Raw genomic sequence first — 25,659 nt, 5'->3', positions numbered from 1 at the left:
ATCCCAAGGAATCGCCATTAGCCTTCGTCCAACAGGCAATGATGGCGATGATGCTGGATGAAAGCGAAGCCTCCGACGCCGAGTTGATCGGGCGGGCGAAGGACGGAGACAGGGGGGCTTTCGGCAAATTGCTCGAAAGGCACTATGACTTCGTCTATCGCGCCGCCTATCGCTGGTGCGGGAAAAAGGCCGACGCCGAGGATGTCGCCCAGGAAGTCTGCATCCGGCTTGGCCGGGCGATCCGCGATTATCATGGCAGCGGCGCCTTCACCACCTGGCTCTACACCATGACGCTGAATGCGGCACGCGACGTGATGCGCAAGACCGCCCGCGAGACGGTCAAGACCGACGCCTACGGCGCTTACGCACTGATCTCGGGAGAAGCCGAGCCTGAAGATCCGACCGAGGCGCTTTGGGCGGCAGTGCGGATGCTGCCGGGCAAGCAGCGCGACGCGGTGCTGCTCGTCTATGGTGAAGGGCTGAGCCACGCAGCCGCTGCCGAGGCGATGGGGATCTCGGAGACGACGGTTTCCTGGCACATCCATGAAGCGAAGAAACGGTTGCAGACGCTCGTGCGTTCAACCGGGGAAGTGTGATCATGGTCGACGACAACGAACTCAAGAGGCTGCGCGATATCGCAGCACCGGCACCGGGTGCCGACGCAAAGGCGCGTGCCTTCGAGGCTGCCATGCGCGCCTACGACCTGGACGAAAAAACTTCACCTGCCACCCAAGGATCGGCGAACGGGCTTCGTCTCATAGAGCGAGCACAAAAGCTCTGGAGCGAAATCATGCAAAAGAAACTCTTCGCCACGCCGGCCATTGCCGGGCTCGTCGCCCTGCCGATCGCCGGATACGCCACCATCTATATGCTGCAGGAGCAGCCGTTCCATTCCGGCGGGGACGAGAAGATCACCGAAACGCTGGCCGACAAACCAGCGGCTAAAGCGCCGGCCACGGTGAGGCCGCTCACCGTGGCCGAGGCCGACAAACAGAAGAAAGCTGATGTCGACGCCGAAAGCCGCGCCGCGGCCGAGGCGCTTGCGCCGGCATCGCCGCCGAAGCCCCAATCGAATGCGCTGGGTGGCCTGGTGGAGCAGGATATGCTGGCTCGCAATGCGCCCGAGCCCTCGCCTCGCGAGGCGCTGGCTGGCGGTTCAAGTACCACGGCTCCTGCAGCCGATGGCGCCGCGCAGATTGGCCGTGTGCCCGGTACTGTCGCCCAATCCAGGTTGATGGCTCAGCCTTCGACCGCACCAGCCGACCAGATGCTGCTGCCGGAGCAAAACCGCGACCGCGTCGAGGATTTCAAGACCAATCCGGTGCGTACGGCGCGCGAAGACCCGGTCTCGACCTTCTCGATCGATGTCGACACGGCCTCCTATTCCTTCGTGCGGCGTTCGCTCAGGGAAAGTGTTGTGCCGCAGGCCGACACGGTCCGCGTCGAGGAGATGATCAACTACTTCCCTTATGACTGGAAAGGACCGGACACTGCCTCGACGCCGTTCAACTCGACCGTCAGCGTCATGCCGACGCCATGGAACGAGCATACCAGGCTGATGCATGTCGCCATCAAGGGTTTCGACGCCAAGCCGGCCGAGCAGCCCAAGGCCAATCTGGTGTTCCTGATCGACGTGTCGGGCTCGATGAACGAGCAGGACAAGCTGCGGCTCCTGCAGTCGGCCTTCCGGCTTCTGGTCAGCAAGTTGAGGCCCGACGACACAGTCTCGATCGTCACTTACGCGGGTGACGCCGGCACTGTCCTGGAGCCGACCAAGGTCTCGGAGAAGGACAAGATCCTCAATGCCATCGACACATTGACGCCCGGCGGCTCGACGGCCGGCGAGGCGGGCATCAAGGAAGCTTACCGGCTGGCGCAGAAATCCTTCGTCAAGGACGGGGTCAACCGAGTGATGCTGGCCACGGACGGCGACTTCAATGTCGGCCAGACCAACGATGACGATTTGAAGCGGCTGATCGAGCAGGAACGCAAGACCGGCGTGTTCCTGTCGGTGTTCGGTTTTGGCCGCGGCAATCTCAACGACCAAATGATGCAGACCATTGCCCAGAACGGCAATGGCACCGCTGCCTATATCGACACTTTGGCGGAGGCCGAGAAGGTGCTGGTCGAGGATGCGTCCTCGACGCTGTTCACCATCGCCAAGGACGTGAAGATCCAGGTCGAGTTCAACCCGAACAAGGTCTCGGAATACCGGCTGATCGGCTATGAGACGCGCGCCTTGAACCGCGAGGATTTCAACAACGACCGCGTCGATGCCGGCGAGATCGGGTCCGGCCATTCGGTCACCGCGATTTACGAGATCACGCCGAAGGGCAACGGCGGCGAGAAGATCGATCCGCTGCGCTACGGCCAGGCGTCGGTGAACAATGGCGGCGTCGCCAACGCCGACGAATATGCCTTCGTGAAGATCCGCTACAAGCTGCCGAACGAGGATGCCTCGAAGCTGATCACCACGCCGGTGACATCAGCCAACGAAGTGGCTGATTTCAACCAGGCCAGCACCGACCAGCGGTTCTCGGTTGCCGTCGCGGCGTTCGGCCAGAAGCTGCGCGACGAGGATGCGACCGCGAAGTTCGGCTACGACAAGATCGTGGAGATTGCCACTGCCGCCCGGGGAGCCGACCCGTTTGGGTACCGCTCCGAGTTCCTCTCGCTTGTGCGCCTTGCCTCGGCGCTGGGCAGCAATCGGTAGTGGCGATGATGGCCGGTTTTCTTCAGATGGGATCATTCTGATACGGGATAACCGACCCACGGGCGGGTGAGGCGGGCCGGCAGGGGAAACCTTGCCGGCCTTTTTCAGCATTGTAATTCCGACATTGGTCGTGACGCCTCGACGAAAGTGCCGGGTAGCCGAAAGCGTCAGGCGCGGCTGCGCCGACGCTCGCGGCGGGCTTCGCTGGTCTCGGTGGCGTTGACCGTCGCCTGCTTGTTGCGCATCGGGCCGATGCGCTCGACGATTTTCTCGACGGTCGGGCGATCCGATTTGGTGTGTGCGTCGAGCGCCTTGCGCATGGCGGCTAGGTGAGCGAACGAGGTGCCGCAGCAACCGCCGACGATCTTGGCGCCGGCATCGACGGCGAGCCTGACATAGTCGGCCATCAGTTCGGGCGTGCCGGAATAGTGGATTTCGGCGCCACGGAATTCCGGAATGCCGCAATTGCCCTTGACGATCACCGTCGCCTCCGGCTTCGCCTCGGTCATGTCGAGCAGCGAAGCGAGGATGTCGGAGGCGCCGACACCGCAATTGGCGCCGACACCGAGCGGCGCCTGCGACAGTCCATCGGCGACGCCATGGATGTCCTTCGGCAACAGCCCCATCATGGTGCGGCCGGCGGTGTCGAAGGAGCCGGTATAGGTATAGGGCAGGCCGACGCGGATGGCGGCTTCGGCGGCGGCGCGGATTTCGTCCGGCGCCGACATGGTCTCGATCCAGGCGACTTCGGCGCCGCCGGCCTTCAGGCCCTCGATCTGTTCGGCAAAGGCCTCGACTGCCTCGTCATAGGTCATGGCGCCGAGCGGCACCAGCAACTCGCCGGTCGGGCCGACCGAGCCCGCCACGATGACCTTGCGGCCGGCTTTATCGGCGACGGCGCGGGCGATCTCGGCGGCGCGCTTGTTCAGCGCATGCACGCGGTCCTGCGCATGGTGCAGCTTCAGCCGGTGACGGGTGCCGCCGAAGGAGTTGGTGAGGATGATGTCGGCGCCGGCATCGACAAAGTTCTGGTGCAGGCTGGTGATGGTGTCCGCCGCGGTCTCGTTCAGCAACTCTGGAGCCTCGCCGGCCTCGAGCCCCATGGCGAACAGATTGGTGCCGGTGGCGCCATCGGCGAGCAGAACGCCCTTTTCGGCAAGCAGCGCGTCAATCGGGTTGGTCATTGGAAATACGCCTTCCGGGGAACTCTTTGTCGAGATAAGGATATAAAGAACTCTTTATATGGCGTCAATGTCGACGCAGGAAACAGGCCATCAAAATCGCATTTCCGCCAGCCTTTGTGTGAAGCTGGCCGCCTCATGCGCGTTGATGTCGGCGGCGCGGATCAGATTGTCGAAATGGCTGGTCAGCGTGCGGACCGGCTGGGTCGCATTCAGCACCAGATACATGTCGCCGACATAGATGGCGGCGCGATAGGGTCCGAAGATGGTGTAGGGGATCGAATAGCGCATCCGCCCATCATAGAGAAACAGGCGGAAAGTGGGATAGAGATCGTCGAGCAGCGTCGCCATGTGGAGAAGCTGCTGGTGGCGGTCGGCCTCCGGGAAACGGTCCCACACGCCTAGGCCCCGCGCAAAGATCTCCAGCGTGTGGCGCGGCATGCAGACCTCCATGTCGGTTTCCGGCCGCCGGTTGTAGTCGATACGGTACTGCGTCTCACCGGCCTGCGCCTCGCGGCTCTTGTTGGCGATGCCCGCCTCGTAGTCGACAAGCGCCTCGGTGCGCAGAAGATCGGGAATGCCGGCCGGCACGTAACGGATTTTCGTGCCTGCGGCCTCGGCATGCCACCTTGCCAGCAGCGTGCGGTCAAAGCCATCGGGCGCTTCTTCGATCTCCAGGCTCTCGCGGATTTCACCGGTGACGCCTTCGTCCTGGCTGAGGCCGAGCAGCCAGTCGAGCGATACCTTGAATTCGGCGGCGATGTTGAGCAGCGTTTCGGCGCGAGGAAGGCGTGTCGAGGCGCCGGACAGCAACTGCGAAAGCGCCGAACGGTCGATGCCCACCGCCGTCGCGAAGGCGGACTGGTTCAAGTCGGACCGTGTCAAGAGCATTTTCAGGCGCTCCCGAAAGATCGTCGACAGGTCGCGTTTGTCCATATCGTCATTCCGGCCATTGGGAGGAAAAAAATCCGCCGAAGCCACCGAAGCGGCACCTTAGGCGTAAATGAATCCTCCAGCTTGTTCACAAAATATAACATATGCGGCTGAAAATGCGCAATCGCAACATCTTGTGCGCTTTGTCGCGTTGCAGCGATTCAACGCTCCTGACACAATGCTGTCAGGAATCAAAAATGATTCCGGCGACTGGAAGGGCAGTGGTCGATCCATGACGAGCACGAATAACAGACGACGCAATGCACCGGCCATCGAATGGCCGACCGTGTTTCTGGCGTTTTTCTGTTACGGCACCTGGCTCGTCGCCGGCTCGCTCTTCTGGCCATCGTACCCGCTGTTGGCGCTCGCCGTTCTGGCGTTGGTCGCCGCACTGCAATCCTCGTTGGCTCACGAAGTCCTGCACGGCCATCCGACCCGCAATGCACAGCTCAACGAAGTTTTCGTCTTCCTGCCGATAGGCCTCGTCTGGCCGTTCCGCCGGTTCAAGACCATTCACCTGCACCACCATGCCGACGAACGGCTGACCGATCCGCTGGACGACCCCGAAAGCTACTACAAGGCGCTGTGGCACCATGACGAGTTGCCGCCGGCGATGAAATTTCTGCTGAAGATCAACAACACCATGGTCGGCCGCTTCGTGCTTGGCCCGTGGCTCTCCTGCATCGGCTTCTTCATCGACGATGCCAAGCAGATGCTTGCCGGCGACAAGGTGATCCGCAAGGCGTGGTTGCTGCACGCGATCGGCCTAGCCGTCGTGTTGCCGGTCGTGCAGTTCGGCTTCGGCATCCCGTTGTGGCTCTACATCCTGGTGCCGGTGTGGCTCGGCCAGTCGCTGATTTCGATCCGCACTTTCGCCGAGCACCAGTGGTCGGAGCATCCGGAAGGCCGCACGGTGATCGTCGAGCGTTCGCCGCTGTCCTTCCTGTTCCTCAACAACAATTTGCATTTCGTCCATCACAAGAGCCCGACGGTGGCCTGGTACCGGTTGCCGAAGTTGTTTGCCGACCGCCGTGACGAGTGGCTGCGGATGAACAATGGCTATGCCTATCCGAACTATTTCGCGCTGCTCAAGGCTTATGCGTTCAGGGCTAAGGAGCCGATCGTTCACCCCGTGCTGCGGCGCGCGCCGGAACCAGGCCGGGCGTTCAAGCCGCGCGTCAGGGCGCGCAGCCTCAATGGCCTTGGCAGCGCGCCGGTGCCGGCCGAGCCGCCGAAAGAATGAATTTTGCGGCATCGCCGCGGCGATAGCCAGGTGCGCGTCAATGGTCTCGTCAGTTTCTCAGCGTAACGATCAAAGTCCCGGCATGAGCGATTTCGTTGCCGCCTTGCCGATGTATGACTGGCCCGAAATGCGGAGCGAGGTCGATGCCCAATGGGCACGGCTGCGTGATGCCTTCCGGCAAAAAGGCATCGGCGCGCCGCAGACCATCGCTCGCGTCAATGCCGATCTGCGGCCTGTAGAAGGCGGCATCCGCGACGCCGCCGGAAAGGTTATCGCGCCCGATCCGGCGACGCTGCCGCCGGACGAACTGGATTTTCACGGCCTCTGGCTGCATCCGGCGCTGCTGTTCGCGCAGACCTGCTGGGGGCCGATGGAACTCGGCCTGTCGACGCATGTCCAGGTGATCGGCCAGCCGAATTACGATGCCTTCGAGGGCGGGCAGGGCGAACTCTATTCGAGCGCGCTCGTGATGCGGGCAGGTGAAGCGCCATCGGTTGGTTCACCGTCCGAAGGCAGCCCTCTCATCCCGCTCGATATCCTGCGTGGCAAGCACTTTACCTTCAACAGCCTCGATTCGATGTCCGGCTTCATCGGGCTAACGCGCGACCTGGAAGCAATGGGCGAAAGCCTGGACATCTTTACGGCGCGCAGCGAAAGCGGCGGCCACCGTGCCTCGATCGTCGCCATCGCCGAGGGCAGTGCCGATGTCGCGGCCATCGACTGCAAGAGCTGGGCGCTGGCGCAACGCTTCGAGCCAGCGGCGCAAGCGGTGAAGGTCGTTGGCTGGACGGGAAGGCGAAAAGGCCTGCCCTTCATCACCGCCAGAACGACACCGGAGCCGGTCAAGAACATCCTCGTCGACCTGCTGATCTCTCTCGGAGCCGTCGGCACAACCGTTCGCTAACTCTGATTGGCAATAGATCCGGGCCTGGGCTGATCTTTACGCGACCGTCACCATGTGCGCGCAACCTGCGCGTGACTTCGCGGGGACAGCACCATGGCGGTGGCAACCATTCAGAGATGGACATTTCGGACCGTGCTGCTGGTCCTGGGGCTGGCGGCACTGCCATGTCTGCTCTTGCCGCAGATAGCCATCGTCGCGGCGATCAGCATCGTCGGCATCCCGTTCGCCCTGCTGATGGCGCTGATCCCGCCGGTGTTCCTGTTCCTGCTGTTGACATGGGCAATCAGCTTCGGGGTCCCGGGCCGATTAAACTGGTTGACGAGCCCGCTGATCGCGGTGGCACTGCTTGCGGTGCCGCCTTTCCTGATCAACAGGTCAATGGACCGGACCACGATGGCGCTGGTATCGGGCGACAACGACCGGATCGTGCGGCCGTTCCGGGCCGAGACGCTGGCGGTTCGCTCCGATCGGACAGCCTTCTGGACAAAGACCCAGACCCGCTGTGACGATTTCTGCATGCGTGCGCTGCTGACACGCAGCGCCCGGCGTATCATGGTAATGAGCTATCCCGCGGAGATGCCGGAGCCGGACTTTTCCTCCATCGCCCGGACCTTCCACATGGAGCGCCGGGCGTCATGTCCGCCAGTCGAGCTTGCCGATGTCCGCCTCCTTGATCTCGAAAAGAGTCCCACGGCGCGGAACGCACCCAAGGCTTCGGAGCGCATGCGGCTTGAGATCGCCAAGGGCAATTGCCTGATCGAATCCGAGGCGCCACTTGCCGAAGCTGACACGGTGGTCAGCGCCGGGCAGATCAAGCGTGGGGTGAACGACTACCAGGCAGGGCTCAATCCGACCGCCGATACAATCGCGGTCTACCGCATCTCTGTGCACAACAAGGACGGAGCAACCTTCTCCGAGGTCTACCGATGGACCGGCGTTGCTTCCTACCGGCTGCTGCCGCTGCTTTTGCCAAGCTATGTGACCGGCTATCAGTTCGATATTCGCATCGGCTTCCCGAGAACGCTCGACCTTACCCACATCGTCCAGTTCGCCGACCGGCCCGATTGGAGCGCATTCGTAACCGGCACGCTCGGCATGGAGCTTACGCTGCCAGCAGTCGACGACTCGAACGATGCGGCCGCGGTCCTTGCCGCAAAGCTCAGTCAGCCGGGCCCCATCGACGCCGTCACCAACTCGCTTGCCAATGATTTCTTTGACAGGCTGCGCGGTAGGCAGACTGCGTCGCAGCCCGATGTCGACCTCGCCATAGCAGCCCTGAACGAGCGCCGGCTGGGCGTTCCAGACAGCGTCTTCGCAGCAGCGAAATATGCGAAGGACGTGGCGCCCGAGAGCATGGCGCGGCTTGCCGACGCGCTTTTCGCGCGGCTTTTCGAAATCGATATCAAGGTAAGCAAATTCGGCAACATCGAAGCACCGCAAGCTGGGCGCCTGGCCATAGCTATCCAGTCCCTGCCCGATCAAGTGATCCCGGAGCATCGTGCCGACCTCGAAAGGCTGGCAAAGGATACGCCCCGGCGCGTCGCCGCTTTTCAGGCTTTGACCAGGCTTTCCGTGTTCGGCGCCGATGCCATCCCGACGATGCTCTATCTGATCGACGACGCGGCGCTGCAGCCGCTCGACAAGGGCAATTTCTGGCAGCATTCCTATCTGGCAGGAGTGCAAGGCCTCTGCCGCCTCGGCGAGCGAGGCGCTCCCGCCATCGAGCCATTGCTGGAGCGTATCCGGGCGGGGATCATCCCGCTGCATGCCAGCTATGGCGACTTGGCGATCAACACGTTGGCCGGCATGGGCGCCGACAAGGATACGCTCCTGCAAGCCTTTCCGGCCAAGGATCGGAACTCCAATCGAGCGCGGTTCGACCGCGTTTTCGACAAGGCCAGGCGCAAAATCGACTGCGGCTACTGAGCTTTCCGCCCGTCAGCCGCCGAGCAGCCGCTCGTCGAGCGGGTAGCTTGAAAGCTGCTCGTTGCCGGTTTCGGTGATCAGGATCTGGTCCTCGATCTTGACGCCTTCGCGTCCGCCGAGCCGGCCGATGTAGCTCTCGACGCAAAGCACCATGCCTGACACAAGCACGCCGTCGGGCGTGTCGTCGGTCCAGTCGATCGCATGCGGCAGCGTCGGGTATTCGTCGGCCAGGCCGACGCCGTGATAGAGCACGCCGTAGCGCGTCGGGAAGCAATCACCAGGCGGCACCGCCGATCGCTCGACTAGGTCGCGGAATGAAGTGCCCGGCTGCATCAGGCCAATGTTGTGGGCGATCTGGTCGGCGGCGGTGCGAAACAGGTCGCCTTGCTCGGTGGACGGCTCGGTTTCGCCGCAGAGCCAGGTGCGCGACAGGTCGGCGCAGAAGCCGTAAGGGCCGATCAGATCGGTATCGAAAGCGACGAGATCGCCGGCTTCGATCATTCGCGACGAGCATTCCTGGAACCACGGATTGGTGCGCGGGCCGGACGTCAAGAGCCGGGTCTCGACCCATTCGCCGCCACGCGCAATGTTGCCGCGGTGGAGTTCGGCCCATAATTCGTTCTCGGAAATTCCTGGCCGCAACGCTGCTTCCATCTCGCCCATAGCCGCCTCGCAAGCGACGATCGACCGGCGCATGGCCAGGATTTCGTCGGGCGATTTGATCAGGCGCGCATTTTCCATCAGCGCTTCTCCATTGCCGATGGAGATGCCGAGGCGGGCGAGTTCCTCGACTCCCTCAGGATTGATGTGATCGACGGCGATGCGGCTGATACCGCCGCCATGTTCCCTCACCAGATCGGCTATGCCGGCCGCCCAGCGGCGGGTCTTTTGCTCGGTCAGCTCGCCGCTATAGAGATACATCCACGACACAGCCGGCCGCACCTCGTCGACGACGCCGGAGTGGTCGGAAAGGTGCTCGCAGGAGAAATAGTCGAACAGCACCACCGGGCCTTCGGTGGCAACGAAACAATGCCTTGTCGGATTGTGCGCGACCCAGAGCTGCATGTTGGTCGAGTCGGTCGCATAGCGGATGTTGATCGGATCGTAGAGCAGGGCTCCCGCATAGTCGCGGCGCTTCAGCTCGGCGCGGATGCGGTCGAGCCGGTACCGACGCATGGTGGGTAGGTCGGGAGCAGCAACGCCGGCGGCTTGCCACTCGGCTTCCGCCAATGCACCGTAGCCAAGCAGATGCTGGTTGAGTTCAGCGGCCTTCTGCCGCGACTTCAGGCGCAACGCGTCGATAGAGCCCGCTTCGTCCGGCTCGAACGGCATGATCTTGCGGTGGCGACCGAAGCGTCGCTCGACGCCTGGCTCGCTCACTTTCCTATACTCCCGATCTCAATTGGTGGCAGGAGCATTGGCATCCCGCTTTTTCAACTTGACGACGGTCACAAGCCTGCCGTCGCTCGAACCGAGAAATTCGGGAACCCTGAGGCTGCGGCGTTCACTGTCCAGGACGAAACCCGCCTGGCTGATGCGGTCCAGGATTTCCGGTTCCGGGCTAGGCCGGTCGAGCCAGATCAGAACAGCGGGCTCCTGCAGCAACGCGGCGAAACCCGGCACCTCTTCTCCGAGGACGACAAGGTCTGGATCGACGAGCCTGAGATTGCCCACCCAGTGCCAGTCCGACATGACCGTCTTGACTGCGCCATCTGCGGTCAGATCACGATATAGCGTCGGGTAGTCCAGACGGACGACGCGTCCCTGGCCCTTTCCACCATAGACCTGATAAGCCCATGTTGCCGGCAAGATCAGTATGGCCAGTGTGGCTGCAACGGTGATGGTGAGGTTTTGCGCCGTCCTGCCTTTGTCGCCGAGGGAGTCCATGCGGGCGGCGAAGGCGGCAGGCAAAAAAAGCAGGACCGGCAACAACCAGCGCGCCTTGAACGTTGTGGCGCCGCTGGCGATCACCAGGACAATGGTGATGCAGAGCCCGAAGCCGAGAATGCGCCACAATAGTTTTTCCGAATCTGGAAGCCGTAGGCGGAGCGTCGATGGACTGACCCGTCCCGCCAGCATCGCCACTGCGAAAATCACGACCGGCAAGATGGCAAAATTCATTACGGCATCGCCAAAGCCGATGATGCCTTTCAACGCGACGAGGAAAGCACCGTCGCCTTCATTGATGCCGAACTTGTAGCTGCGCGCCAGCAATTCGCTCGGATGCGTGGCGGTCCAATACAATGTCGGCAGGCAGACCAGCAGCGCCACGGCCATGCTGATCATGATTTGCGGACGCAGGATGACCTGGCGGGTCTCGCGCAGCGATAAGGTCGCCGCCAGCATCGCGGCAATCAGGATGAAAAGATTGTATTTCGCCAGCACAGCCGCACCGATCGCCAGGCCGAACAAGGCATAGGTCAGCAGCGATTTGCGCTGCAGAAGCTCGACGAGCGCAAGCAGCAGCAGCCCCGAAAAACAAAAGGCGGCAACGGTATGCGATAAGGTGTGCTGCATTTCCCAGACCAGCTGAGGAAACAGCAACAGACCTAGAATGGAGGCAACTGCGGTGCGCTGGGAATAGCCGAGTTTGCGCACCGCGACGAAGACCGACGTCAAGGCCACGAAAATCAGGGAATACTTCAGTAGTTTAAGCGCGAAGATGTTGGTTCCGAAAACCGACGACGTCAACCAGCCGAGCCAGGAGTAAAGCGGTGGCTGCGAGCCGCCATAGCCGGCCCACAAAAACCGCATATACATCAGCTGTTCGGAGTCATCGACACCGACCCCGGTTCCCGCCCACAGGCTCGCCAGCGACAGCACGACGACCTGTGTGCAGCAATAAAGCGCGACCAACACGATCGCCGCGGGGAAAGGGCCGATCCTGCCCTCGGCAAGCCATTCGGCCCATTTCATCGAATACTTCAAGGAGTTCTCATCGCCCGTGCCAGTTGCACCGGCTGCGCTAGCATGAGACCGTGCCCCGCACAATGTTGTAGCAGCCTTGGGGTGGGCAGCAGTAGGCGGCGGCCTTGGGCAGCAACCCTGACCGCCTACGCCCGCATCTTCTCGCCACTCGGGTCGAAGGGCGGCTCGACATTGATGCGGGCCGGCCGCCGGTGTCCGAGGATTTCAATCTCGAACAGTCCGGCGCTCTCGTTCTCGGCCAAGGCGGCCGGCACATAGCCCTGCGCCATCGATTTCTGGACGTAATGCGCATAGCCGCCGGAGGTGATCCAGCCGACCACGCTCCAGTCGCCGTCGACGATGCCGCGCACGGCCGAGGCGCCTTCCGCGGCCCTGGAGCCGCGCACTTCCTTGCCTGATATATCGAAGCGTGGCGCGCCATAGCCGTGCGGCTTTTCGACCGTGCCAAAATCCTTGCCGCAGACCTTGGCCCAGATCGGCTCGTCGCCCATCACGTCAGCATCCGCGGCATCTACGATGAAGGAGACACGGCGCAGTTTCGGCCCTTCTCTCTGTTCCTTGGCCGCCGCTTCGCGCCCGATGAAGTCGTTCTTCTCGAGCTTGATGAAACGATCCATTGCCCCTTCGAACGGCCCGTAGATCGGGCGCAGCTCGCGGAACCACGTCGGAAAATTCTTTTCCAGGCGCATCGACAGCAGCGCCCGCATGCCGAAATCGACAAGACCAAACTCTTCGCCGGCATCCTTGATCGCCTTGTAGACCAGGCGCTGGTAGGCCGGCGCCATCCAGATCTCGTAGCCGAGATCGCCGGTATAGGTGATGCGATTGACCATGCAGGGCGCGCCGCCAACCGCCATCTCACGGAAATCCATGAAGCGGAAAGCCTTGGTCGAGACATCCACGTCAACAAGCTTCTGCAGCAGATCGCGCGATCTCGGCCCGGCGATCGAGAGGCCGACAAGCGTCTGGTCGAAGCGGTGGATGCGGACGCTACCATCCCTCGGCAGGTGCTTCTCGAACCAGCGCATATGATATTTCTGCGCCGCCGACGAGCTCCAGATCATGAAGCGCTCTTCACCAGCCTTGGCGATGGTGAAGTCGCCGATCAGCCTGCCGAACTCGTTCAGCATCGGGGTCAGCACGATGCGGCCGATCTTCGGCATGCGGTTGGTCATCAGCCGGTTGAGGAAATCTTCCGATCCCGGCCCGGACACTTCGTATTTGGCGAAGTTGGCGATCTCGGTGACGCCGACCCTTTCGCGGGTCGCACGCACTTCCTCGCCGATCGGCCCGAAATCGTTGGAACGGTGGAACGAAACGATATCCTTCGGCTCCGTGCCTTTCGGCGCGAACCAGAGTGGCGTTTCGAGGCCCCACGAATCGCCCATGACGGCATTGTTGGCCAGCATCGTGTCGTAGAGCGGCGTCGTCTGAGCCGGGCGAGCAGCCGGCAATTCCTCGTTGGGAAAGCGTATGGAAAAGCGGCGCGAATAGTTTTCGCGCACCTTGGCATTGGTGTAGCGCAGGCTCGCCCATTCGCCGAAGCGAGCGACGTCCATGCCCCAGACGTCGAAGCCGGGGTCGCCATTGACCATCCAGTTCGACAGCGCCAGCCCGACGCCGCCGCCCTGCGAGAAACCGGCCATGACGGCGCAGGCGCACCAGAAGTTGGTCAGGCCCTGCACCGGGCCGACCAGCGGGTTGCCGTCCAGCGCGAAGGTGAAGGGGCCATTGATGATCTGCTTGATGCCGGCCTTCTCGATGCCGGGGAAATGCTTGAAGCCGATTTCGAGCGACGGCGCGATGCGGTCGATGTCGGGCTGCAGCAGCTCGTGGCCGAAATCCCATGGCGTGTTGACCGGCGACCACGGCTTGCAGGCCTTTTCATAGGTGCCGAGCAGGATGCCGTTGCGTTCCTGGCGGGTGTAGATCTCGCCCTTGAAGTCCATCACGCCGATCATCTCGCGGCCGGTCGACTTGTTGAATTCCTCGACCTCCGGCATCGGCTCGGTCAAAAGGTACATATGCTCCATGGCCAGCAGCGGCAGCTCGACACCGACCATGCGGCCGATCTCGCGCGCCCACAGGCCGCCGCAATTGACGACATGCTCGGCCTTGACCGTGCCTTGCTCGGTGACGACGTTCCAGGTGCCGTCGACTTCCTGCGTCAGCTCGACGACCCGGTTGCGCAGCACGATCTCAGCGCCGAGCTTCCTGGCCGCCTTGGCATAGGCGTGGGTGGTTCCGGAAGGATCGAGATGGCCTTCGACCGGATCCCACATGGCGCCGACGAAATTCGTCTCGTCCATCAGCGGGAACATCGCCTTGGCCTCCGACGGCGTGATCAGCTCGGTGTCCATTCCGAGATAGCGGCCCTTGGCGTGGGCAAGGCGCAAAAAGTCCATGCGCTCGGGGGTGTCGGCCATCATCACGCCGCCGGTCAGGTGCAACGAGCAGGACTGGCCGGAAAGCTCTTCGATCTCCCTGTAGAGCTGCACCGTATAGGCCTGCAGCTTGGCGACGTTGGGATCGCCATTGAGCGTATGGAAGCCGCCCGCTGCGTGCCAGGACGAGCCGGAGGTGAGCTCCGAACGCTCGATCAGCATGATGTCGGTCCAGCCGGCCTTGGCCAGATGATAGAGCACCGAGCAGCCGACGACGCCGCCGCCGATGACAACCGCTTTTGCATGAGATTTCATGAAGATAGTTCCGTTTTTGAAGAGATTGAATCGAGTGAGCGGGGCGTGAAAACAAGGCGGAGGTCGGATACAGCGATGTCTTCGGCCAGCCTGCCATCAAGCGCGGCAAGGATGGTTTCACAGACGGAAGTACGATGTTTCAGGACGTCATGGTTCCAAACACGCAGGATCGAATAGCCTTGGGCGCGCATGAAATCGTCACGGCGGCGGTCATATGAACTGCCGGCATGTTGGTGTCCATCGACTTCAACGACAAGCCATTTTTCGCGGCAAGCAAAGTCTGCAAAAAAGGGGCCGATGGAGAACTGACGCGTAAAGTGGTAGCCGCCAAGCTTGCGCGCCTTTAGTTCAAGCCAAAGCAGTGCTTCCGCCTGATTGCCCGCTTGCCGAAGGCTACGCGCTCGCTTCGTTGTCCCTGTTTTGCGGCGACTGCGCGTTTCATGAACGGCTTCCCCCACTCCGTCGCCGCTTCGCGGCGCCACCTCTCCCCCCTCCGGAGGGAGAGGAAGGGTGCCAGCCGGAATCGCTTCGCGCCCTTCCTCTCCCCCGTCGATCGGGGGAGAGGTGTCGAGCGTAGCTCGACGGAGTGGGGATCGACCGTTCATCAAATCCATACAAATGATCAGTTCATCAACGACACAATCATCAAAAATCGGTCGGCGCGCCGCCTTCGGACCGGCGTTTCTCGACGAAGGCGTTGAGTTCCTCTCGGATAGCCGGATCCATATACGGCTCTTCATAAGAGGCCAGCCGCTCCTTCCAGACCCGATTGGCTTTTTCGATAGCCGTCGGCGATCCGGCTTCCGCCCAGGTCTCGAAATTGCGCCAGTCGGAGATGATAGGCGAATAGAAGGCGGTCTTGTAGCGGTCCTGGGTGTGCTGGGTGCCGAAGAAATGGCCGCCCGGACCGACGGACTGGATAGCGTCGAAGCCGAGAGCCTCCTCGGAGAGGTCGAGCGGGGTCAGGAATTCCGCCATCATCTGCAGCAGATCGATGTCCAGAATGGTCTTCTCGTAGGAGCAGCGCAGGCCGCCTTCCAGCCAGCCGGCCGCATGCATAATCAGATTGCCGCCGCCCTGGATGGCGCCCCATAGCGAAAACACGCTCTCATAGGCGGCCTGCGCGTCGACCGTGTTGGCGGCGCAGGTGTTGGAGGTGCGGTAGGGGATGTTGTAGCGGCGGGCGAGCTGGCCGCCGACCAATTGCGCCTTCATGTATTCCGGCGTGCCGAAGGCCGGCGCGCCGGACTTCATGTCGACATTCGAGGTGAAGCCGCCATAGCCGACGGGCGCGCCTTTGCGCACCATCTGGGCGAATGCAATGCCGGACAGCGCTTCGGCATTCTGCTGCACCAGCGCGCCGGCTATCGTCACCGGCGCCATGGCGCCCGACAGGGTGAACGGCGTCACGATGACGACCTGGCCCTTGCTCGACATCTGGATAATGCCTTCCATCATCGGCACATCGAGCTTGAGCGGCGAATTGGTGTTGATGATGGTGAACACCGACGGCTCTTCGAGCAGTTGCTCGTGGCTGATGCCGCGCGCGATCCTGGTGATCTCGATGCCGTCGACATTGCGCTCCTTGCCGAGCGAATAGATGTGGAACACCTTGTCGGTGAGCACGCTCAGATCGCGGATGCATTCGAGGTGCCGGACGGACGGATGGATGTCGATCGGCTCGACCGGATAACCGCCTGTGCAGTTCAGGATGTTGTGCATCTGCGCGAGCTTGAGGAAGTTGCGGTAGTCCTGCTGGTTGCCCGGCCGGCGGCCGCGGTCGACGTCGGAACAATTGGGCGCCGACGCCATCATCGAGATGATCAGATTGTCGCCGCCGAAGCGGACATTGTGCGCCGGATTGCGGGCGTGGATGGTGAACTCCGACGGACAATGCGAAACCAGTTCGAGGATCATGTCGCTGTCGAAGCGCACTCGCTCGCTGCCTTCGCGGACATCCGCGCCATGTGCCTTCATGATGCGCCTTGCTTCGTCGTGCAGCACGTCGACGCCGATTTCCCGCAGCACGCGCAACGAGGCGAGGTGGATCGATTCCAACTCGTCGTCCGAGACCAGCTTCGTCGGCGTCAGCGGGATTTTCAGCTGACGGAAAGGCGGCTGCTCGAACGCCGCCGCTGCGCCGGCACGTTTGCCCGCGCGGCCGCCGCGACGGGCGCGATCGTTTGCCAATGCCGGTTCGGCGGGATGAAGGGCGGCGGTCATGACAAGCCTCGTACGCTGCGACAGTGCGGCGGCATAATGGACCGCCGGCTGTCCCGCCATTGCGGAGGCGGCGACCACTAGGACGAGGGAAGCGACATGTCGGAAGGGCAGCTGACCGATCGTTGGGCACACGCACGGAGCGGATGACGTGGCGCAGCAGATTTGCCCGGGCGGCCCTTCCTTTTCCCAAACCGAACCGCTAGCCGGTTAGCTTGCCGACCCCCCGAGGGTGGGCGATTCACAGGGATGGCGGATGGTCGCGACCGGTTCGAGCGATGGCGAGGCGGCAACGCAGTGGGCAGCGCTTGCCGGCGTCACTGCCGCTTTGGCCATGTTCGGCGCCGCGCAGGGGCTTAGCTATCCGCTGTTTACGCTGTTGATGCAGCGGCAAGGCATGTCTCCGGCGCTGATCGGTCTTTCCGCGGCGATGATGCCGGTTGGCCTCATCCTGTCGGCTGCGTTCGTGCCGGCGGCCGTCCGCCTGGTCGGCGCGCGCAACCTCGCCGTCGGCTGTTCGCTGGCCGGCGCGCTCTGCTTCCTGACGATCGGCTATCTGCAGGATTGGGTGGCGTGGTTCATCATCCGCTTTCTCGTCGGCGTGGTCATCAATCCGCTCTATGTGCTTGGTGAGGTGTGGGCGCTGTCGCTGGCGCCGCCGACGCGCCGCGGCCGGGTGATGGGGGTGTTCAATACGCTGCTGGGCGCCGGCTACGCGGCGGGGCCGCTGATCCTGATCACGGTCGGCACATCGGGATGGCCTCCCTTCGTCGCGGCGATATCAGGCTTTGCGCTCTGTGCGCTGATCCTGCGCGCCGTCTCGTCCAAATTGACCGGTTTCGAGGATGACGGCCAGGTCTCGGGCGGCATCGTAGGCTTCGCCAAGCTGGCGCCGGCGCTGCTGCTGGCGGTCCTGGTTGCGGCCGCGGTCCAGCAGAGCACCTATGCGCTGATGCCAGTCTTCGGCACCGGCTACGGCTTGCCGGAAGCGACGCTGGCGGCTCTGGTGACGGCGCTGTCGGCCGGCAATATCCTGCTGCAGATTCCGCTTGGGCTGATGGCCGAGCGCTTCGGCGGCCGGGCGATGATCGTCTTTTGCGCGCTGGCGACGGCCGCTTGCGCGCTCTCGCTGCCGCTCCTGATCACGACGCCGTTGGTCTGGCCCGTGCTGGTGGTGATGGGCGCAGTCGGCTACGGCGTCTATACAATGGCGCTGGTCGAGCTAGGCAGCCGGTTCAAGGGAACCGCACTCGTCGCCGGCAATGCAGCCTTCGCGCTGATGTGGGGCGCTGGCGGCATTGTCGGCCCGCCCGGCGCCGGCGCGCTGATGCAGGGGATCGGTCCGCTCGGCCTGCCGGCGGTGATCGCAGGCCTCGATGCGCTGCTGATCGCGTTCGCGCTCTACAGGTCGTCCGGACGCCGGAACCGTTGAGCCGGCGATCCGTTGGCGCAAATGGTTTTTGCTGGCCGGCCCTTTCTTTCGCGGAACCGGACCGGTAGCTGGGTGACTCGCCGAGCAGATCTCCAATGCAGGGATGGCAGAATGATTGCGACCGGCGCCAGCGGCAACGAAACGAGAATGCAGTGGGCGGCGCTCACCGGGGTAATCGCGACCGTCTCGGTGTTCGCCATCGCGCAAGGGCTCTCCTATCCGCTGCTGAGCTTCATCCTGCAGCGACAAGGCATTTCGCCGGCGATGATCGGGCTGTCTGCGGCGATGACGCCGGTCGGCTTCATCGTCTCGTCGCCGCTCATCCCAGCGCTGGCGCGCCGGTTCGGGGCAGGGCGCACGGCGCTCACCTGCGCTGCACTTTCCGCGATCATGCTGGCGCTGATCGGCTGGACGCAGAATGTCTATCTGTGGTTTCCGCTGCGCTTTCTGATCGGCGTGGTAACCAATCCGCTCTACGTGCTGAGCGAGATCTGGGTGATCGCACTGGCGCCGCCGGCGCGCCGCGGTCGCGTGATGGGGATCTATTCCACAGTCATTTCGGCAGGTTTCGCGGCCGGCCCGCTGTGCCTGCTTGCCGTCGGCACCGAAGGATGGCCGCCGTTTCTCGTCGGCATCGCCGCATTCGTTTTTTGCGGCGCCTGCCTGGCGCTGGTGCTGCAACGGCTGCCGAAGGTCGATGAGGCCGGGCACCGGGTTTCGGTGATGGGGTTCATGCCGATGGCATGGCTGCTGTTGTCGGCGGTCGTCGTCGCCGCCGGCTTTGAGCAGGCGGTGCTGGCGCTGCTGCCGGTCTACGGGACCTATTACGGCATCGCCGAAGCCCGCATGTCGGCGCTGCTGTCGGTGATGATCGCCGGCAACATCGCCATGCAGGTGCCGCTCGGCCTGCTGGCGGAACGACTGACGGCGCGTCTGGTGCGGTTTATCTGCGTGTCGCTGACCGTGCTCGGATGCGTGCTGTTGCCGGTTCTCATCGAGACGCCGCTGATCTGGCCGTGCGTCTTTATCTGGGGCGCGGTTTCCTACGGCATCTATACGATGTCGATCATCGAGCTCGGCGAGCGCTTCACCGGCTCGGAGCTGGTCGCCGGCAACGCCGCCTTCTCGCTGATGTGGGGCGTTGGCGGCATCGCTGTACCGCCGCTGGCGGGCGGCGCCATGGATATTCTCGGTGCAGGCGGCCTGCCGATCACGCTCGGCGCGATTTGCCTGGCGCTGGCGGTTACAACCGTCATGCGGCGGCGGATCGTGTGAGCTACGTATCGGAGTAGCCTTAATTGCCTTGCTGTCTGAAAATAGCCCAGAGGTCACAATCGGCGTGGTGTTCAGGTGGATAGTATTTGCTTCGCAGCGTTCCTTGAATTTCAACAGCGCGATTAAAGTCTGGGATCAGTCCGACGCTGGAGAGTTCCGAGTTCGCGAATGCTTCCGGAAAGCCGCCGCAATTGGTTAGTGCGCTTGTTGAAACGTCCTGGTCCAGCAAGTCATAGCCGAGGAACGTGAATCCATTCCAATCAAGGTGGCGCACGTCCGTTGATGGCCTTCGGATCACGCCAAGGACGTTGAGATTGCTCGTATCGGCCAACTCCGAAAGAAGGAAGTCCAGGTCCACAAAGAAGTTGAGCATGTTGTCTTCGTTAACAATGTGGGGCCAGTGGCTGTCCTTCGTCTCTGGTAGTGCGAATGCGCAGAGCATCCCGTCGAGCGTGACAACCTCGGTCAACTGGGTAAGGCCCGACCACTGAATGTACTCCTTCCACCCTGTGCCGTTGACCGGATCAAACTTCTCATTCGCAATGTAGAGACGTTGCATGAAGTTTCCTTCACCCCACGCAGAAGGCCTAGCTATACGGAGGCCGTTCATTTTACGTGTTTGAATTGAATCTCGATAGCGCCACGCCGATGTTTGTGGCACCGAACTTGACGAATTTTTCGGAGACCACATGACAAAGTCGATCGCACAGAAGCAGCAGGGTCCAGTTGGCGAGACCGAGGATCCCTTTCTCTGGCTGGAGGACAGGACAGGCAAGGAAGCACTCGACTGGGTCCACCGTCAGAACGCGGTTACAACAGGTGAATTGCAGGGCGATCCGTCCTACCAGGACGCGTTCCAGACCGCGCTCGACCTGATGACGGCCGAAGACAACATTGCGGTCGGGTCTGCACTCAGCGGCCATGTCTACAATTTCTGGCAGGACAAGACCAATGTGCTCGGCCTCTGGCGGCGCACGACGGTCGCTTCCTACAAGACCGAGAAGCCGGATTGGGAGACGATCATCGACTTCGATAATCTGTCCGCCAAAGAGGGCGTGAAATGGGTGTTCAGCGGCGCCAGCCGGCTTTACCCCGACTTCAGCCGCTGCCTGCTCAGCCTGTCGCCGGATGGTGGCGACGCCAGTGAGATGCGTGAATTCGACATCGACACCAAGTCCTTTGTCGAGGGCGGCTTTCGCGCGCCCGCCTCGAAGTCGGGCTTCACCTGGCTGGACAAGGACACCGTCATCGTCTCGGCTGCCTTCGAGGAGGACGAAAAAACCCAGTCCGGTTATCCACGCGTGGTCAAGCTTTGGCAGCGCGGCACCAGGCTGGAGGATGCGACGCCGATCTTCGAGGCGCAGAAGCAGGATCTCGCCGCCGGCGGTTCCCTCGAGTTCGACGGCGACAAGCGGCATCTGTTCCTGACCCGGACGCTCGACTTCTTTGCCTCGCACAGTTTTCTGCGTCTGCCTTTCGGCGAGAACAGGCGCTTCCCGCTGCCGGACGACGTCACCGACACGGCGCTGTTCCGGGATCAGTTCGTCTTCGGGGTGCGCAGCCCGTGGACGGCGCCGGATGGCACGCTGTGCCAGCCTGACGGCCTCTATTCGCTGGATTTCGCGCGCTGGATCGAAACCGATGCGTTGGGATCCATCGATACCGTGCTCGAGCCGGCGCATCGGGTTTCGATCGCGGGCATTGCCCGCACGCAGGACCGGTTGTTCATCAACCTGATGGATAATGTGCGCGGCAAGGTCGTCGTCTGCGAGCGCGATGACGGCCGCTGGTCGATGAAGCCTGTCGCGCTGCCGGAGAATGGCAATGTCGGCATCGCCCATGCCGAACATTTCGGCTCCAGCGTCTCCTTCTCCTTCACCGATTTCCTGACGCCGAGCTCGATCATCTGGTCGGACGACGATGCTGCGACGCTGACAACAGTGAAATCGCAGCCGGCGCGTTTCGATGCTTCGTCCCTTGTGTCGGAACAGTTCGAGGCCCGCTCGAAAGACGGCACCATGATCCCTTACTTCGTCGTCAGGCAACGCGACCAGGACGGTCCGGTGCCGACATTGCTTTATGGCTATGGCGGCTTTGAAGTGCCGCTGCTGCCCGGCTATGCCGGCGTGCGCGGCAGGCTGTGGCTGGAGAAGGGCAATGCCTATGTTCAGGCCAATATCCGCGGCGGCGGCGAGTTCGGCCCGAACTGGCATCAGGCCGCGCTCAAGGCCAATCGCCAGAAGGCCTTCGACGACTTCGCCGCGGTCGCGCAAGACATCGTGAAACGCGGCATCGCCACGCCGGCGACGCTCGGCATCCAAGGCGGCTCGAATGGCGGCCTGCTGACCGGCGTTTCGCTGACCCAGCATCCCGAGCTTTTCGGTGCGGTGATCATCGACGTGCCGCTGCTCGACATGCTGCGCTACACCGAGCTGCCGCCTGGCGCATCCTGGATGGCCGAGTATGGCGATCCGGCTAAGCCGGAAGACGCCGCGTGGCTGGCGGCTTACTCACCCTATCAGCATGTGAAGACCGACGCGGTCTATCCGCCGGTGCTGCTGACGACGTCGACCGCCGACGACCGCGTCCACCCCGGCCACGCGCGCAAGATGGCCGGGCGGCTGCAGGCTGCCGGCCATGCGAAGACGCTGTTCTTCGAGGAGACCGAGGGCGGCCATGGCGGGCGCGGTGATCGCCGGCCGCAAGCGGCACAGGCCGCAATGAAGTATGTTTTCCTGCAACGTGCGCTGACCAGCATCGCTTGAACGGAACGGCTTGAACTGATCGCATCAGGCGGCATAAGGTGCTGCATGGCTCGGATGAAGACATGTCGCGCATTCGGGGCGGCGGTGACGCCGTCGCCGCGCACGCTTCGCGCCGAGCTTTTGCGGCTTTGCGCCCGCATCGGCTATTCGCCGCCCGCCATCCTCTGACGAATCCGCCCCGGCTGCAAAACGCCGGATTGGTTCAAGAGGAAAGATCAGACATGACTTACCAGAATTATTCGCTGAAGCAGCTTCAGCAGATCGATGCTGCGCATCACCTTCATCCGTTCACCGATCACAAGGAGATGCGCGAGGCCGGCTCACGCATCATCACTCACGCCAACGGTCCGTTCATCTACGATTCCGAAGGCACGGAAATCCTCGACGGCATGGCCGGGCTGTGGTGCGTCAACATCGGTTACGGCCGCGACGAACTGGCCGACGCGGCTTACGCCCAGATGAAGGAATTGCCCTACTACAATTCCTTCTTCAAATGCTCGACACCGACGCCAGTGCTGCTGGCCAAGAAGCTGGCGGAACTGGCGCCGAAGCACGTCAACCAGGTCATCTACGGCTCGTCCGGTTCGGAGGCCAATGACACGGCGCTGCGCCTTGTCCGCCACTATTGGGCATTGGAAGGCAAGCCGGAGAAGAACCGCATCATCTCGCGCAAGACCGCCTATCACGGCTCGACCATCGCCGGCGCTTCGCTGGGCGGCATGGAGCCGATGCACAAGCAGCTCAACGGCGCGGTTCCCAACATCGTCCATGTGATGATGCCGTATGCCTACGAGCTGGCTCTGCCCGGTGAAAGCGACCATGATTTCGGCCTGCGCGCGGCCAAGGCCGTCGAGGACGCCATACTCGAAGCCGGTGCCGACAAGGTCGCCGCCTTCATCGGCGAGCCGGTGATGGGGGCAGGCGGCGTGAAGATACCGCCGATGAGCTATTGGCCGGAAGTGCAGCGCATCTGCCGCAAATACGATGTCCTCCTGATGTTGGACGAGGTCATCACCGGCTATGGCCGCACCGGCGAGTGGTTCGCAGCTCAGACCTTCGACATCGAGCCCGATACCATCACCACCGCCAAAGCGCTGACCTCCGGTTATCAGCCGCTGTCGGCACTGCTGGTTGGTGACCGCATCGCCGCGACGCTTGTCGAGAAGGGCGGCGAGTTCAATCACGGCTATACTTATGCCGGCCACCCCGTGGCCTGCGCCGTGGCGCTGAAGAACCTCGAGATCATGGAGCGGGAAGGTTTGGTCGATCGGGTCAAGAACGACACCGGACCCTATTTCGCCAAGGCGCTGCAGGAGCACATCGGCGGTCACGATCTGGTCGGCGAGGTGCGCTCGATCGGGCTGATGGGGGCGATCGAGATTGTTAGGGACAAGGCGACCAAGGAGCGCTTCCTGCCGGCCGGGAGTGCGGCCGTGCTTGTCCGCGATCACGCAATTGCCCAAGGCATGATGCTGCGCGCCACCGGCGACACGATGATCCTGTCGCCGCCGCTGATCTGGACGCGCGAGACAATCGACATGGCTTGCGGCCGCATCGCCAAGGCGCTTGATCTGGCCCAAGCGGATTTGCGCAAGCGGTAGGGTAAAACGATCGCCGGGCGTCCTGCAGCCAGACGCCCGGCGTTTGAATACCGCAATCTGCCGAAGATCTCGCCAGGCGAGGATCGGCCGTGAGGTCGGCAATCAGGTCTCCTACGCCCTGAAATACAACCCCAAGAAGGTCAGCTTGCAGAAACATTCGAAGGGTCATCGACCGCAACATCAATCTGATGCGCGCCGTGTCGGTCCTGCCCAGGCTGACACCTTGTCTTAGGAGTACCAGCCGGAGCAGCCGCTCACCAAGGGTCACTACGAGGATTCCGGCCGCGACGCGCCGTATTTACCTTAACGTGCGAGAAGTAGAGAGACATCGACACGAGGCGCGAAAAAGCAACGCCAATACAGCTGATTGGTTACGACGTAGGTATTCTCACAGATATGGTATTGGCCGTCCGGGGATTCCTGTACACGGTCCCGTGGGATGGTGAAATTATGCGGCAAATAAGTGTAACCACCGTCTATCCTGGACCGCACCGAAGACCGAGGTATGGCGCGGCAATCAGAACCACCGCAACACCTGAATTTCGTCTGTGGATCAATCTTGTCTTCGTACCAATCATGGGCGTTAGCGGCCGTTGCGGCGGCGATACACATTGCCGTGAAGATGAACCTTCGCATGGCATTCCCTCAGGGATTTGGCAGGCGCTGCTCGTTCGAACGTCCATTTATATTAGCGTTCCGTTAAAAACGCCATTAGCCTCCGACTGACTAACGCAGCTCCAGCAAGCGACGCTCGCAATGTGTGCGGACCGTCCTAACGATCTGCTCGGTATCCTTGTTTCTATCGCCCGGTTGCTCTGTGACAGATAGGCGCTTTATGATGGCTGCTTGAAGCGCCGATCGGGCCCGTTGTCGGAGCGGCTCATTGTGCGGGAGGGACGCTATGGCCCGGCAGGAGCAATGGCAGCTGGAAGGTAGCGCCGCGGAACTCTACGAGCGCTACCTGGTTCCGGCAATCACAGCCCTGTGGGCTGCCGACCTGGTGGATCGTGCTGCGCCTCGATCTGGTGAGCGGGTTCTGGACGTAGCTTGCGGCACCGGCGTGGTGGCACGCTCGGCGGCCGAGCGTATGGGAAGTGGGCATGTCGTCGGCCTCGACATCAACACGGGCATGCTTGTCGTTGCTCGGTCGCTCCCGAGCGGCGCTGGACCGCGTATTGACTGGCACGAGGGAAGCGCGCTCGAAATGCCGTTCCCTGACTCCACCTTCGATCTGGTTCTTTGCCAGCTCGGGCTGCAGTTTTTTCCGGATCGATCGAGTGCGCTGCGTGGGATGTTCCGGGTTCTGGTGGCTGACGGCCGACTGGCCTTAAGCGTTTTCAGCGCTATTGAGCATACTCCTGCGGCAAAGGCGCTGGCGGATGCCCTGGATCGGCATCTCGGTCCAGGCGCTTCGGCGACGAAACGGTCCGAGCATTCACTCGCCGACGCGGACGAGCTTTACCGATTGGTGACCGGGGCGGGATTTCGTCAGGTGACCATCCACACGACGACACAGAACATTCGATTCCCCTCGTCAAAGGAATATGTGCGACTACAGCTGGCAGCGACTCCGCAGGCTGGGCTGGTCAGCGGAATGGATGCCGGACAACGGGACGTAGTCATCGCAGCGATCATGGGGGATGTAAGTTCCTCGCTGGCAATCTATTCAACTGGAGGGGAGCTGACATTCCCCCAAGAGGCTCACGTCGTGCTCGCACGCAAATAGTGCAGCTGACGCGGTGGTCGTCGACGTAGGTCAGGACCGCCGCCACCAGGCCGACGATCATCTGCCATCGGGGCCGGCGATGCGCCCGAAGTTGTCGGCCAAGCCGCCATCGC

General features: G+C 62.4%; 19 protein-coding genes. 11 read left to right on the top strand and 8 right to left on the bottom strand.

Translation table 11 applies throughout. The annotated features are described in order from the left end of the window. Positions 1 to 41 precede the first annotated feature (41 nt). Both RPG13_RS23410 and RPG13_RS23405 read left to right on the top strand, forming a co-directional pair. A complete protein-coding gene (locus RPG13_RS23410; RefSeq protein WP_127206407.1) occupies positions 42 to 596 on the top strand; it encodes an RNA polymerase sigma factor in 555 nt (184 codons plus the stop codon). 2 nt (positions 597 to 598) lie between these two features. Further along, positions 599 to 2,713, top strand: a complete 2,115-nt coding sequence (locus RPG13_RS23405) for a vWA domain-containing protein (protein ID WP_337126101.1) — start codon at positions 599 to 601, stop codon at positions 2,711 to 2,713. A gap of 167 nt (positions 2,714 to 2,880) precedes the next feature. On the opposite strand, the gene bmt is transcribed toward RPG13_RS23405, so the two are convergent. Both bmt and RPG13_RS23395 read right to left on the bottom strand, forming a co-directional pair. Further along, the gene (gene bmt / locus RPG13_RS23400; RefSeq protein WP_127294402.1) at positions 2,881 to 3,897 is read right to left on the bottom strand and encodes a betaine--homocysteine S-methyltransferase; all 1,017 of its coding nucleotides are present in this window, start codon (positions 3,895 to 3,897) and stop codon (positions 2,881 to 2,883) included. Between the two features lie 90 nt (positions 3,898 to 3,987). Continuing rightward, positions 3,988 to 4,830 (bottom strand): helix-turn-helix domain-containing protein, encoded by an 843-nt coding sequence (locus tag RPG13_RS23395; protein ID WP_029351899.1) that lies wholly within the window; start codon positions 4,828 to 4,830, stop codon positions 3,988 to 3,990. A 229-nt stretch (positions 4,831 to 5,059) separates the two neighbouring features. Between RPG13_RS23395 and RPG13_RS23390 the strand changes: the two genes are divergently transcribed. From RPG13_RS23390 to RPG13_RS23380, 3 genes are all read left to right on the top strand, one after another. Then, on the top strand, positions 5,060 to 6,070 hold the full coding sequence (locus tag RPG13_RS23390) for a fatty acid desaturase (protein ID WP_164897892.1): 1,011 nt from the start codon (positions 5,060 to 5,062) through the stop codon (positions 6,068 to 6,070). 82 nt (positions 6,071 to 6,152) lie between these two features. Next, a complete protein-coding gene (locus RPG13_RS23385; RefSeq protein ID WP_292714542.1) occupies positions 6,153 to 6,974 on the top strand; it encodes a phosphate/phosphite/phosphonate ABC transporter substrate-binding protein in 822 nt (273 codons plus the stop codon). A 93-nt stretch (positions 6,975 to 7,067) separates the two neighbouring features. Next, positions 7,068 to 8,900: a hypothetical protein gene (locus tag RPG13_RS23380; RefSeq protein ID WP_337126098.1), complete on the top strand. Its 1,833-nt coding sequence runs from the start codon at positions 7,068 to 7,070 to the stop codon at positions 8,898 to 8,900. 12 nt (positions 8,901 to 8,912) lie between these two features. Here the strand turns inward: RPG13_RS23380 and RPG13_RS23375 are convergent, their stop codons facing one another. The 5 genes from RPG13_RS23375 to RPG13_RS23355 form a co-directional block, all read right to left on the bottom strand. Continuing rightward, a complete protein-coding gene (locus RPG13_RS23375; protein ID WP_292714662.1) occupies positions 8,913 to 10,232 on the bottom strand; it encodes a M24 family metallopeptidase in 1,320 nt (439 codons plus the stop codon). Positions 10,233 to 10,298: 66 nt separating this feature from the next. After that, the gene (locus RPG13_RS23370) at positions 10,299 to 11,828 is read right to left on the bottom strand and encodes a glycosyltransferase family 39 protein (protein ID WP_337126097.1); all 1,530 of its coding nucleotides are present in this window, start codon (positions 11,826 to 11,828) and stop codon (positions 10,299 to 10,301) included. 125 nt (positions 11,829 to 11,953) lie between these two features. Then, positions 11,954 to 14,527 carry a GcvT family protein gene (locus tag RPG13_RS23365; protein WP_337126096.1) on the bottom strand — a complete coding sequence of 858 codons (2,574 nt, stop codon included), beginning with the start codon at positions 14,525 to 14,527 and terminating at the stop codon, positions 11,954 to 11,956. Next, positions 14,524 to 14,985 (bottom strand): endonuclease domain-containing protein, encoded by a 462-nt coding sequence (locus RPG13_RS23360; RefSeq protein ID WP_245465662.1) that lies wholly within the window; start codon positions 14,983 to 14,985, stop codon positions 14,524 to 14,526. Before RPG13_RS23360 ends, RPG13_RS23365 begins: the two co-directional genes overlap by 4 nt. Before the next feature lie 187 nt (positions 14,986 to 15,172). Continuing rightward, complete coding sequence (locus tag RPG13_RS23355) at positions 15,173 to 16,750, bottom strand: trimethylamine methyltransferase family protein (protein ID WP_127294410.1); 1,578 nt, start codon at positions 16,748 to 16,750, stop codon at positions 15,173 to 15,175. 253 nt (positions 16,751 to 17,003) lie between these two features. Between RPG13_RS23355 and RPG13_RS23350 the strand changes: the two genes are divergently transcribed. Together RPG13_RS23350 and RPG13_RS23345 are read left to right on the top strand one after the other, a co-directional pair. Further along, positions 17,004 to 18,179 carry an MFS transporter gene (locus RPG13_RS23350; protein WP_126106119.1) on the top strand — a complete coding sequence of 392 codons (1,176 nt, stop codon included), beginning with the start codon at positions 17,004 to 17,006 and terminating at the stop codon, positions 18,177 to 18,179. 111 nt (positions 18,180 to 18,290) lie between these two features. Then, positions 18,291 to 19,454, top strand: a complete 1,164-nt coding sequence (locus RPG13_RS23345; protein WP_337126095.1) for an MFS transporter — start codon at positions 18,291 to 18,293, stop codon at positions 19,452 to 19,454. A gap of 19 nt (positions 19,455 to 19,473) precedes the next feature. Here RPG13_RS23345 and RPG13_RS23340 read toward each other — a convergent pair whose 3' ends face one another. Next, the gene (locus tag RPG13_RS23340; protein ID WP_128284453.1) at positions 19,474 to 20,013 is read right to left on the bottom strand and encodes a hypothetical protein; all 540 of its coding nucleotides are present in this window, start codon (positions 20,011 to 20,013) and stop codon (positions 19,474 to 19,476) included. A gap of 130 nt (positions 20,014 to 20,143) precedes the next feature. Here RPG13_RS23340 and RPG13_RS23335 point away from each other — a divergent pair, with 130 nt between their 5' ends. The 4 genes from RPG13_RS23335 (at position 20,144) to RPG13_RS23320 (ending at position 25,546) form a co-directional block, all read left to right on the top strand. Then, on the top strand, positions 20,144 to 22,219 hold the full coding sequence (locus RPG13_RS23335) for a prolyl oligopeptidase family serine peptidase (RefSeq protein WP_337126094.1): 2,076 nt from the start codon (positions 20,144 to 20,146) through the stop codon (positions 22,217 to 22,219). A 54-nt stretch (positions 22,220 to 22,273) separates the two neighbouring features. Continuing rightward, the gene (locus RPG13_RS23330; RefSeq protein ID WP_245467628.1) at positions 22,274 to 22,387 is read left to right on the top strand and encodes a capsid protein; all 114 of its coding nucleotides are present in this window, start codon (positions 22,274 to 22,276) and stop codon (positions 22,385 to 22,387) included. A gap of 53 nt (positions 22,388 to 22,440) precedes the next feature. Beyond that, complete coding sequence (locus RPG13_RS23325) at positions 22,441 to 23,820, top strand: aspartate aminotransferase family protein (RefSeq protein WP_128284456.1); 1,380 nt, start codon at positions 22,441 to 22,443, stop codon at positions 23,818 to 23,820. Between the two features lie 901 nt (positions 23,821 to 24,721). Next, positions 24,722 to 25,546, top strand: a complete 825-nt coding sequence (locus RPG13_RS23320; protein WP_337126093.1) for a class I SAM-dependent methyltransferase — start codon at positions 24,722 to 24,724, stop codon at positions 25,544 to 25,546. Positions 25,547 to 25,659 lie beyond the last annotated feature (113 nt).

Origin of the sequence: Mesorhizobium sp. ISC15 (assembly GCF_037162615.1) — a bacterium.
Classification (GTDB): domain Bacteria; phylum Pseudomonadota; class Alphaproteobacteria; order Rhizobiales; family Rhizobiaceae; genus Mesorhizobium; species Mesorhizobium mediterraneum.
This window is presented reverse-complemented; position numbering and strand designations above follow the sequence as displayed.